At 45.0% G+C, this 12016-nt stretch carries 10 protein-coding genes; 6 read left to right on the top strand and 4 right to left on the bottom strand.

Annotated elements, in window-relative coordinates; translation table 11 throughout:
* Nucleotides 1–340: 340 nt before the first annotated feature.
* The 4 genes from rfbB to rfbA are packed head-to-tail and all read left to right on the top strand — an operon-like array spanning nucleotide 341 to nucleotide 3705.
* Nucleotides 341–1393 (top strand): dTDP-glucose 4,6-dehydratase, encoded by a 1053-nt coding sequence (rfbB, locus tag H8B21_RS19850; protein WP_190315598.1) that lies wholly within the window; start codon nucleotides 341–343, stop codon nucleotides 1391–1393.
* Nucleotides 1394–1402: 9 nt separating this feature from the next.
* Nucleotides 1403–1948 (top strand): dTDP-4-dehydrorhamnose 3,5-epimerase, encoded by a 546-nt coding sequence (rfbC, locus tag H8B21_RS19845; protein ID WP_190315597.1) that lies wholly within the window; start codon nucleotides 1403–1405, stop codon nucleotides 1946–1948.
* A 2-nt stretch (nucleotides 1949–1950) separates the two neighbouring features.
* A complete protein-coding gene (gene rfbD, locus H8B21_RS19840; protein WP_190315596.1) occupies nucleotides 1951–2811 on the top strand; it encodes a dTDP-4-dehydrorhamnose reductase in 861 nt (286 codons plus the stop codon).
* A 27-nt stretch (nucleotides 2812–2838) separates the two neighbouring features.
* Complete coding sequence (gene rfbA, locus H8B21_RS19835; RefSeq protein WP_190315595.1) at nucleotides 2839–3705, top strand: glucose-1-phosphate thymidylyltransferase RfbA; 867 nt, start codon at nucleotides 2839–2841, stop codon at nucleotides 3703–3705.
* A gap of 53 nt (nucleotides 3706–3758) precedes the next feature.
* On the opposite strand, the gene H8B21_RS19830 is transcribed toward rfbA, so the two are convergent.
* From H8B21_RS19830 to H8B21_RS19815, 4 genes are all read right to left on the bottom strand, one after another.
* Nucleotides 3759–5438 (bottom strand): RagB/SusD family nutrient uptake outer membrane protein, encoded by a 1680-nt coding sequence (locus tag H8B21_RS19830; RefSeq protein ID WP_190315594.1) that lies wholly within the window; start codon nucleotides 5436–5438, stop codon nucleotides 3759–3761.
* A 9-nt stretch (nucleotides 5439–5447) separates the two neighbouring features.
* Nucleotides 5448–8795: a TonB-dependent receptor gene (locus H8B21_RS19825; protein ID WP_190315593.1), complete on the bottom strand. Its 3348-nt coding sequence runs from the start codon at nucleotides 8793–8795 to the stop codon at nucleotides 5448–5450.
* Nucleotides 8796–8861: 66 nt separating this feature from the next.
* Nucleotides 8862–10082, bottom strand: coding sequence for a FecR family protein (locus tag H8B21_RS19820; protein ID WP_190315592.1), 1221 nt, complete (start codon nucleotides 10080–10082; stop codon nucleotides 8862–8864).
* Nucleotides 10083–10136: 54 nt separating this feature from the next.
* The gene (locus H8B21_RS19815; RefSeq protein WP_190315591.1) at nucleotides 10137–10709 is read right to left on the bottom strand and encodes an RNA polymerase sigma factor; all 573 of its coding nucleotides are present in this window, start codon (nucleotides 10707–10709) and stop codon (nucleotides 10137–10139) included.
* Between the two features lie 173 nt (nucleotides 10710–10882).
* On the opposite strand from H8B21_RS19815, the gene H8B21_RS19810 reads away from it, so the two are divergent.
* Both H8B21_RS19810 and H8B21_RS19805 read left to right on the top strand, forming a co-directional pair.
* Nucleotides 10883–11059, top strand: coding sequence for a hypothetical protein (locus H8B21_RS19810; RefSeq protein WP_190315590.1), 177 nt, complete (start codon nucleotides 10883–10885; stop codon nucleotides 11057–11059).
* 9 nt (nucleotides 11060–11068) lie between these two features.
* The gene (locus H8B21_RS19805; RefSeq protein WP_190315589.1) at nucleotides 11069–12016 is read left to right on the top strand and encodes an L-histidine N(alpha)-methyltransferase; all 948 of its coding nucleotides are present in this window, start codon (nucleotides 11069–11071) and stop codon (nucleotides 12014–12016) included.

Raw genomic sequence — 12016 nt, 5'->3', positions numbered from 1 at the left:
AAAAATCGTCGCTTAAAAATTTTGATGGGTTGGATAATGCAAAAATGTTGTTTCTACAAATTTCAAAATTTTTGATGCGACATAATCTGTTAATTTGGGGATAGTGCAATGCGTAAATAAAAGCGTTCAATAACGCTTCGCGTCATGCGGGTTTAATCGGCCTTATATTGTTTTGCGACCATTTTTATGCAGGCTATTCCGTAAAAAACAGAATAATGTCTGAACGAAGTGAGTTTTATTCTGTTTAGGAATAGATAAATAAAAATAGCAAAACCATATTCAGCCTTGATTTTTGTCCCCTTTTTATCAAGAAAAAGGGGAAAAGAATTATCTTTGAATTATGGACAAAAAGATTTTCGTTACAGGCGGAGCCGGCTTTATAGGATCCCATGTCGTTCGTGAATTTGTAAATAAGTATGCCAATTACCATATAGTTAATATTGATGCTTTGACCTACGCGGGTAATTTGGAAAACCTGAAAGATGTCGAGAGAAAACCTAATTATACCTTTATCAAGCAAGATATCCGGGATGCAGAAGGCCTATTGGCGTTATTCAAAACACATCAGCCTGATGGTGTTATCCATTTGGCTGCCGAATCTCACGTAGACCGATCTATTGCCGCGCCTACCGATTTCGTGACGACCAATGTATTGGGTACCGTGAACCTTTTGAATGCGGCACGTGAAACGTGGAAAGACAATCTTGAAGGTAAGCGTTTTCACCATGTATCGACAGACGAGGTCTATGGTACTTTAGGAGAAACAGGGCTGTTTACCGAAGATACCCCATATGATCCACATTCCCCTTATTCAGCATCAAAAGCTGCTTCCGACCATTTTGTACGAGCTTATCAAGATACATACGGATTGCCGGTCGTGATTACTAACTGTTCGAATAACTACGGCCCCAATCACTTTCCTGAAAAACTTATACCTCTTTGTATCCTTAATATATTGAACAACAAACCGCTACCTATATACGGTGACGGGAAATACACGCGCGACTGGCTGTTTGTAGTAGACCATGCGCGGGCCATCGATCTGGTTTTCCATCAAGGGAAAAACGGTGAATCGTACAATATTGGCGGCTTCAATGAATGGCAAAATATTGATCTTGTCAGAGAACTGTGCAGACAGATGGACGAAAAGCTCGGGAGAACACCGGAGACGTCGGAACAATTGATTACCTATGTAAAAGACCGTCCAGGACACGATCTACGTTACGCGATTGATGCCACCAAGATCAATAGGGAATTAGGTTATTCACCATCCGTTACGTTTGAAGAAGGGCTTTCCTATACTATAGATTGGTTTTTGAACAACCGGGAGTGGTTAGCGCATGTAACGTCGGGAGACTATCAGAAATATTATGAAGATCAATACGGTAAATAGAGGGTAGTGATGAAAATTATAGAAACGAAACTCAAGGGATGCTTTATTTTGGAACCTTTAAAGCTGGGCGATAAACGGGGTTATTTCTTTGAGAGCTTTAACGAAAGAACCTTTCAGGAACTGACCGGAACGAAAACACGTTTTGTACAGGACAACCAGTCTTTTTCCACAAAAGGTGTACTTCGTGGTTTACACGCCCAAGGTGGCCAACATGCACAAGCAAAGTTAGTACGCGTATTGCAGGGGCGTGTCCTTGATATCATGGTAGATGCACGTCCTGATTCAGCGACCTTCGGACAGTATGAAGCGATCGAGCTCTCCGACGAGAATAATCTACAAGTGTTCATTCCGAGAGGCTTTTTACACGGCTTTGTCGTACTTTCCGATACCGCTACGTTTTTTTATAAATGTGACAATTTTTACCATAAAGATTCCGAATGGGGTGTGCGCTACAACGATCCGACATTGGCAATCGATTGGCAGCTCCCGGAAGAAGAGTTGATTATATCCGACAAAGATAAAGTTTTGCCTTTTTTTGAAAATGTAAAGATGTAAAGATGCCTTCACAATTTAAACGAATCCTCATAACAGGGTCTAATGGGCAGGTAGGCTCTGAGCTAAAAGAACTGTTGGGAAAAGAGGAAGGCTTTGAAACCTTCTTTTTGGACAGAAAACAGCTTCCCCTTGAACAAACGATGATTATCCAAGATATTCTGGGCATGTATGAGCCCGATATCATTATCCATGCAGCAGCATATACAGCCGTGGATAAAGCGGAAAGTGAGCCGGAACTAGCAGATGCCGTAAATCATCTGGCCACGGAAGAAATAGCACAATATTGCCGCCTGCACGATGCAAAACTGCTCGCGGTTTCTACCGACTATGTTTTTGACGGCCTTTCCAGTGAGCCCCTAACGGAAGATGCCCCCACGGCACCATTGAACATATATGGGCTCACGAAGTGGAGAGGTGAACAAGCAATACAAAAATGGGCACCCGAAAGCATTATCATACGTACTTCTTGGGTTTACTCTACCTATGGCAATAACTTTGTCAAAACAATGATCCGCCTCTTGAACGAACGAGAAGAATTGTCGGTAGTCCATGATCAGATCGGTTCACCTACCTATGCCAGAGACCTCGCCCAAGCCATTATCGATATTATAAAAGCGGATTGGCTTCCGGGCATTTACCACTATTCCAATGAAGGTCAGCTTTCATGGTACGATTTTGCAGTCACCATCCGGGAGCTGATTGGTGCAACATGCCGAATCATTCCCATTCCGACATCGGAATACCCCACCCCTGCCAAGCGCCCAGCCTACTCTCTATTGGATAAAAGTAAGATAAAGCGTATTTTTAACGTTCGAGTGCCGTTTTGGTTGGATAGCTTAAAAACGATGCTAGGGTCAAGGTGAAAGTTTACTACTTAACAAATTAACGACATGAAAGGTATTATATTGGCCGGAGGTTCCGGTACGCGTTTGCACCCATTAACACTAGCCGTATCTAAGCAACTCATGCCGGTATATGATAAGCCCATGATATACTATCCCCTCTCTACCCTGATGTTGGCTGGTATCAACGAAATTTTAATCATCTCCACGCCGCAAGATCTGCCAAACTTCCAGAAACTTTTAGGAGACGGTTCCCAAATTGGCTGTCGGATCTCCTATAAAGAACAGCCGAGTCCAGACGGGCTTGCACAGGCGTTTCTCTTGGGAGAAGAATTTATGGGTGGGGATAAGGTGGCGCTTATCTTGGGAGATAATATCTTCTATGGGTCGGGGATGTCCAAATTGCTGCAAAGTTGTTCCGATCCGGACGGAGGGGTGGTATTCGCCTACCCGGTGTACGATCCCGAACGGTATGGTGTAGTAGAATTTGACGAGCAGAAAAATGTGATATCCATCGAGGAGAAGCCGGCTGTGGCTAAATCAAACTATGCCGTTCCTGGACTCTATTTTTATGACAACGAAGTAATTGGAATTGCCAAAAATATAAAGCCTTCTGCGCGCGGAGAGTTAGAAATCACGGATATTAACAAGGAATATCTCCGTCAGGGTAAACTCAAAGTAGGCGTGTTCGACCGAGGGACAGCTTGGTTAGATACCGGAACAATAAAATCACTGATGCAGGCAGGACAGTTTATCCAAGTGATCGAAGAACGGCAAGGGATGAAAATCGGTGCAATCGAAGAGGTAGCCTACCGGATGGGCTTTATTGATAAGGACCAACTGCTGCAACTTGCCGAACCGTTGATAAAATCCGGCTACGGAGAATACCTAAAGCGCATCGCAAAAGGAAAATAACGAAAAAGCGGTACCTAAAAGATACCGCTTCTATATTCATCGGATGGTAACTATTATTCCCATCCCGGATTTTGTGATAGATTTGAATTCCGCTCCCGTTGTACTTGTGGAACAGGCCACAGGTAATTTTTAGGAGATTCAAACCTTCTGTTCCATTGAACGACTAAGTACCCCTCCGCGTTTTTTCGGAAAGCACTCGAGCTCAATGCCGGAAACCACTCCGCTTTTACGCCTTCGATATCTTTGCCAAGGCGCTCACCCTCTTTCCATCTTCGCACGTCGAAATAACGATGGCCTTCAAGTACCAATTCCACCCGGCGTTCCCGGCGGATCTCTTCGCGGACATCCATGCCGTGCTGTGCCAAGAAAGCAAGGTTCATTCTGGTCATACCAACCCGGTCACGGAGTAGGTTGATAGATATATCGAGGTCATCCTGCGTTAGCTTGCCCTGTTCGAAACGAGCCTCTGCATAAGTCAGCAGCACCTCTGCATAGCGGATATGATGAATATCATTGTCATCTCGGTTGTAATTAGGGACGGCGCTAGGTTCCACATATTTCTTATAATAGTAACCTGTTGTCGTCACCGATCCACGACCATCCTGGCTAAACTTAGGCACCATGAAGATATTGGGGTTGGGATTATCCGCTACCGGTCTACCATCATAACGGCCTCCCCAGGTATCGCCCGGTACGAGGATTGTTTGCGTCATGCGTGGATCCCTGTTTTTGAACGCGTCCTCATAGGTATCGTCGTTGTAGAGAGGCGATTTATCAATCGGCAAACCATCGCTGCAAAGATATGACTCCACTAACGATCGCGTAGGCACAAAGCGGGCAAATTGATCCGGTACCTGGATTTCCCGGCTTAAGTTGTGCATAATGATATCCATTTTGTGCATGCGGGCAAAAATTGTTTCCTTGTTTCGTCCTTCTGCTAGTTTACCGTTTCTGGTGAATAAGTCGTAGTAGGATGTTTCAGGATCACCGGTACTATATAAGGAATATACGCCCATATCCATGACTGCCTTCGCAGCTTCTTCGGCCACATCAAAGCGCCCATAAGTCAGGGCAATTCGAGCCTTTAAAGCCAATGCTGTGCCTTTGTTTACCCTACCCAGGTTATCACCCGTAGGAATTTCCTCGGAAAGATGTTCCGCGGCCAAATCAAGTTCATTCAAGAGGAAATCCACCACTTTCTCCTGTGGATCTCTTTCTCCATATACTTCCGGATCATCGGGATCAAGTGTAGTGGTGATAAGCGGCACATCACCAAAAAACGAAGTCATAAAGCTATAATTTAGTACGCGGATCACACGCACTTCCGCGGCAAGTCTTTCCGTTGCGCCCGGATCTATTTCTTCCGCTCCTTCATAGTTCTCTAAAAACGCATTACATTCCCGTACATCACGGAACATATTTCGCCATTCGTCGTTCACGGTAGGTTGTGTTACAGGAAACACCCCCGATCCAATATCTTTGTACTGGTTTGTTTGGGGCCACATCGTATTTTCACCCATATTTTCCATGTCGACAAAGTTTTTGGCTTTTACACGCGAATAAATGGCTGTTGCCGCCATTTCAAGTTGCTCTTGCGTTTGCCAGAATGTTTCGTCGACGAGCTCATCCTGCGGATAACGATCCAAAAAATCGCTACAGCTGCTCATGGTTCCTAAGCCTAGCAGCAACACCGCTAATTTAAAGTTATGTATATATTTTTTATGAAAGATCATGACTATCAATTATTTAAGATTTAAATTGAGACCTACTGTAAACGTTTTCACTTGCGGATAATAACCGCCCGTATTACCTACCGGTACTTCCGGATCATATCCATAGAAGAAATCCGTTTTGGTAAATAAGTTTTCTCCCGACACATATAGTCTTAATTTACTGACACGCATGCGCTCCATCCAGGGGGCAGGGAACGTATAGCCCAACTGTACATTTTTCAACCTTAAATAGGAGGCGTCCTCAATCCATTTAGACGACATGCGCGTGTTATGCGTCCGTAGGTATACAAAACGTGGGTACGAAGCATCGGTGTTATCCGGTGTCCAGCGATCTAAATGTATCTCCTGTGGCATCGCGCTGTTGTCAATGAATGCATGTCTGGCAGAGCCGGCGAGATAGCCGTCGGCCTTCCCAACGCCTTGCAAGAAGAAGCTAAAATCGAATCCTTTATAAGCCAGGTCACCTCGGAAACCATAGGTGTATCGCGGAATATCGCTTCCCAGGATATGTCTGTCGTTTTGTACCGTGATAGCTGTTGCATCAGGATCCGTCGGTTTATAGATTAAGTCGCCTGGGGCCACCAAGTCGCCACTTTGAAATGGAAATTTCGGCACATATTGCCCGTCAACGATATCAAAATCCGATTCTTGTGCAATGCGGTCGGCGATGAAGCCATAAAAAGCATCCAGTGGGTAGCCTACCAAACGTACGCGATCACCAAGGACTTCACTGCGGTCTTCTAAATGCGTGACTTTATTTTTCACGTCAGATAGGTTGAAATTCGCGCCATAGCTCAGTTCGCCAATATTGTCCTGCCAGCCGAGAGTCAGTTCCCATCCCCTATTTTCTACCGATCCGGCATTATACGACATATAATTTGTTCCGACTCCGATCACATCAGGGAGAAGCCGTGGAAGCAATATATTATTCGTGTTATTGACAAAGTAATCGGCTGTTACGCTTAATCTATTGGATAAGAAAGCTAAGTCCAAACCGATATTTGTTTTTTCAGATGATTCCCAAGATAGGAGCGGATTAGGAATGTAACTCTGGCGGAAGCCCACCTGTTCCCGGTCGCCAATAGGGTTGTTTGATGTCACACCAGAAGGTGCCAAGGTGAGCAGATAAGGGAAATCGCGCACGGAATTATTGTTGGGATCCATTACCTTATCGTTCCCTTGTGTACCATACGAGAACCGTACCTTACCCAGATTCCAGAAATCCTTCAATCCTTCAAAGAAAGTCTCTTCACTAAATACCCATCCTGCGGAGAACGAGCCGAACCAGTCCCAGCGTACATCCGGGTGGAACCTCGAAGAGCCGTCATAACGGAAATTACCTTCCAATAGATATTTACTTTGATAGTCATAGTTCACCCGTCCAAAGAAAGACATAAGCGCGTTCTGCCCACTTGAGCTCCCGTTCAATTGGTTCTCCGTTCCAATTTCCAAAGAAGGCAAGTCCTGCGAAGCCAAACGTTGTCTCGACGCCCAAAAATCATTTCCTACCGTTTCTTCCAGTGAATAGCCTAATAAACCTGTTAGGTTATGCTTTTCCTGAAACGTCTTGGTATAGTTGGCCGTACCGATAAACGTCTGATAGGTCTGTGCATAATGTTCCATTTTCATGCTATTCGGATAATTGGTGCGGTATATCAGTTCATCATCGTCTGGACTGAAATAGTTGATGGTCTTCAGTAACGTGTTGCGTTTCGAATTGTACTTTACCAAGCCGTATTGGCCTTTCAGATCCAATCCTTCAAAAAGATTGATTGTTGCGGCGATGTTGGCAGTGATTTCTTGCGATGTAAAGCTATTTGTTCCACCATCTTGCGCCCAAGCCACGGGGTTACTTTGTCCACCATGGTAGCCCCAGCTACCGTTGGTGAAACGTACGGGAACCAGTGGGCGGATAGATGTCGCCGCCGATAGCGGACTCGTTCCGGAAGCCGAACCGTCATACGCACGATCCACGTATCCCAAGTTACCATCTAATTTAATGCGATCGAAAACTTCCGTGTTTAACCGTAAGCGGGCGTTATGCCTTCCGGCTTTAAAATTGTCTCCAACCACTAGCCCTCCTTCGCCGAGATACCCGTATGAAGCGTAGTAGGTTGTCTGATCTTTACCACCTTGCAAGCTCACGTTATAGTTTTGTTGTGGGGCACTCTTACGGTACACCTCGTCAATCCAATTGGTATTTGCAAAATAATTTGGATCCGACCCGTTACGTGCAATTTCAATCTGTTCTTCCGTATAGGTTGGATTTTGCCCTGCGTTAACGTTCGCTTCATTCTGTAATATCATATAGTCGACCGAGCCCAAGAACTTCGGTAATGCCGTAGGGGTTTGCCAACCGAAGTAACTGCTTACATTTATAGCTGGACTGCCCGAGGCACCTTTTTTGGTGGTTATCAGTACTACCCCATTTGCACCCCGTACCCCATAAATAGAAGAGGAGGCAGCGTCCTTCAATACCGAGATACTCTCGATATCGTCCGGATTCAAGATATTCATGTCGCCGCCAGGTACGCCATCGATGACAATAAGCGGATTGGCATCGCCCCAAGTACCAACACCGCGAATACGAATCTTAGGTGCTTGAGCTCCAGGCGCGGTATTTTCGCCGCGAACCGTCAATCCCGGAATCTGACCTTGCAATCCACGTCCAACGTTGGTAATTGGCCGGTTTTCCAGATCTTCACCCGAAATAGAACCTACGGCACCCGTTAGATTGATTTTCTTTTGTGTACCATAACCTACCACGACTACTTCGTCCAGATCACCCGCGATAGCGTTTAGGGTAATCGCTAGTTTGGGTTGCGCATCATATACCAGTTCACCAGGCGAATGGCCGATATAAGAAGCCACCAAAACATCGCCTTTCTCCAGTCCCGTCAGTTGGAATTCTCCGTTCACGTCCGTTTGTGTCTGTAAGGTTTTCCCTCGAACCACTACCGTGGCGCCAATCAGGGCCTCTCCCTGATCGTTGGTTACCGTACCTGATACTTGTTGCTGTACGGCAGGAGCAGATGCCGAAGTAACTTTCTTTAATACAATATTTTTACCGACGATATTGTATACGATATCCGTTCCGCTCAATATCTTTTCCAGTGCGTCCGTAAGGGGGACATTTTTTAATTGAACGCGGTCTATCGATATTCCCTGGATTTCGGATTCGTGATATACAAAATAGTAATCCACCTGGTTCTCTAGGTTTTTGAGCACATTACCTAGTGGTGTGTGGTTTGCCCTTAACGTAATATTTTGTTGGCCGTAACTACTCGCAGTCGCGGTAGAAAGCGTAAAAAACAGTAGCATGACTATCAGTTTCATCACTTTTTTTAAATACATCATTTTTTAGATCTAGCTTTTTCTTGTTTTAACTTGTCTTTCATAATGCGGTTATCCTTCTATTGGTCGTTACATTTTAGTTGTTTCTCCATAGGCATGTTCTTTTTGGGGTATCATCATCAAATTGTTATCGTTTAAGTTTGTTTGTATTCCTAAATAATGCAGCATTTTCATTACTTGCGAAAGCTTAACGTCCCGGGCAATTTTTCCGGTGATCCTCCGGTTGGCCAAACCTTCGCCCAGCTGCACCTGGATATTATACCAACGGCCTAATTGTCGACCTACATCGGCGAGTGTCGTATTTTCAAATAAGAACAACCCATTTTTCCAGGCAATCACATCCATGATATGCTCATGCTCGGATACCGTGATCCGTTGAGAGGTTGATGCAACACCAACCTGGTTGGGTTTAAGGACTACGCGGTCCATATTGGTTTTCATGGCTAAGCTGCCCTCTACCAACGCGGTTTGCATGGATTTATCTTCTGGATAAGCCCGCACATTAAATTTTGTGCCCAATACCTCGATTTCGCCTGAAGTACTCTTCACCGTAAATCGTTTTCCATCTAATTTTGCTACCTCAAAATATACTTCTCCGCTTACCGTTACCTCGCGGTGCTGTGCACCCAGATTGGATAGGAAAGCGATACGTGAATCGGCATTAAGCCACACCTTTGTACCATCGGGCAAACGCATATTGATCTGTCCCCCTTTGGGCGTCTTGACGACATGCTGCGTCCCCGGTTCGTCTTCCTGTACCGGTTCATAAGATAACTCCCCGTTGTTATTGACGAGCCTTACATCTCCCATCTTTATACTGTCTCCAGCTTTGATATCTTGCAAGGACAACGTTTCTCCCCCTTCTAGCGTAAGGATTGCTTCTTCTTGCGCAGGGTCTACGTCGTGTTCTACTTGCGAAGCTATGGATGCTGTCTCTTCCGGAGCCGTTGTTTGGCGGTTCATATATATCCAGGCGAATGTTAGCAGTGTTCCCACGGCGCAGGCTGCCAATGCATAGGTTGCCGTCACCTTCCACCTTGCTTTGCGCGGTGTAATTGGAACTTGCGCCATGATATCCTGAAGCAATACATCGGCCTCCCTGTCGGAAAATAAAGGAGCGGTATGATCTGATGGCGGTGTGTTGTGCCAAATAAGATCAAAGGCAGCCTGTATCTCGTCCTCGCCGCTTTCTTCCAATAAACGATGGAGTAGCGATAACTCCTCTTTGGAGATGTCCCCATCCAAGTACTTTTGTAGAAAATACGAAATACGATATGCGTTATTATCCATGTCGGCGCTAGCTTTACCTATAAAGATGCCGACGGTTCAAAAAAGGGGGTATGGTTAAGAGAAAAAAATGAGAAAAAAAGAAATGACTACGTCTTTATGCTTTTTGATGTACGATTGGATAGATTGATTGGCCAATTGTAGATATTTTTTTACGGTTTCCCTGGAGATATTCAAGTCTTTCGCAATTTCAGCGTATTTTTTGCGATCGTGCCGGCTCAGCAAATAGACTTTTCGTTGCTGCGGTGGCAGTTCGTCAATGGCGCGATCTAACAATGCATATACCGTGGACGGATGCTCGTCGGGTACGAGATGCAAGTCGGTTTGTTCTTCCTTCCAGGCTTCTATTTTGCCTTTTTCCCGTATCCTCGTTCGAATATAGGCGAGGCAACTGTTTTTCGTTGCTATAAAGACATAAGCGTCCAAATCGGTGATGTCGACGAACAGATGGTGTTTTTGCCATAATCCGACAAAGACGTCCTGCACAATTTCCCTCGTTTGCTCCCGATCCTTCAATATGCGGAAAGCATGCTTTGCAACGATATCTTGATATCGATAGTAAAACTGGGCAAAAGCTCTTTCATCGCCCCGCGCTATTTGCCGCCGTAAATCATCTCCTCTTATTTTCATCTTCTCCTACCGATTGCACGGATACAAAACTAAGAAATTCAGCATAGTCTTACATTTTTTTAGTCCATTAACTTTATATAAACAAATAAAGCAGCAATAGTTTTTCACGATCTGCATCCATGGATGCGGAAAACTTTTTAATACACCAGTTGTTCTTGTATAAAACGACTATTATGGAAAGATTTTCACACATTTTATTGTTATCTATCAGTATGTTGCTGTTTAACAGCTGTGCTGCCATCGAAGGAATTTTCAAAGCCGGTATGTGGACAGGCTTTCTCATCGTGGGCGTTGTCATCGCCCTTGTTATATGGATTATAGTAAAATTAGTAGGCGGAGGCAGACGGTAAAGGGCGCGTATGGATAAATTAGAAAGCTTCCATCAAGATGTTTTGCGAGGGCTCAAAGATCATCCTAAGTGGTTACAGCCAAAATATTTCTATGACGATAACGGCGCGGCCTTGTTCCAGCGTATTATGGAAATGCCGGCCTACTATCTTACCGCTTGTGAGTTGGAGATTTTTCGCGACAAAACAGTAGAGCTGGCGGAAGTATTGCATGTTCAGCAGGAACCTTTCGATTTAATTGAACTAGGAGCGGGAGATGCAATGAAATCCAGTTTTCTGCTCGAACATCTTCTTCGCGAACAGGCCGACTTCACCTATATGCCCATCGATATCTGTGGAGAAGTACTGCTAACGCTTCGCGATCGCCTGAACCGAGACCTCCCCAATTTGGAAGTTGTTCCGTTACACGGCGAATATCTGGATATGCTTCGCGAAGCGACCGAACAATCAGACCGACGGAAAATCGTTTTATTTCTCGGGAGCAATATCGGCAACATGGAATTGGAGGATGCGCATGGTTTCTGCAGAACGGTAAATAGGCGCTTGAAAAGAGGCGATACGATGCTGACTGGCTTCGATCTACAGAAAAATCCACACACCATTCTCGAAGCATACAACGACAAGGAAGGGATTACTGCGGCATTTAACCTGAATTTGCTGGAACGGATCAACCGGGAGTTGGATGCTGATTTCAACATCAGCGCGTTCCAGCATTATCAAACATATGATCCTATCGATGGCGGCTGCCGGAGCTATTTGGTGAGCGGGACGGCTCAAAAGGTCAATATTGGGGGGGAAGTTATCTCTTTCGAGGCCAATGAGCCCATTGCCGTAGAGGTTTCCCGAAAATATACCCCACTTGAAATTGATCAGATGGCTATCGAAACCGGCTTTGCCCCCTTAGCACAAATCGCTGACAGTAAAAATTGGTTTGTAGATGCTATCTGGCAGGTCAATTAA

The sequence above is a fragment of the Sphingobacterium chuzhouense genome (assembly GCF_014692525.1).
Taxonomy (GTDB): Bacteria; Bacteroidota; Bacteroidia; order Sphingobacteriales; family Sphingobacteriaceae; genus Sphingobacterium; species Sphingobacterium chuzhouense.
This window is presented reverse-complemented; position numbering and strand designations above follow the sequence as displayed.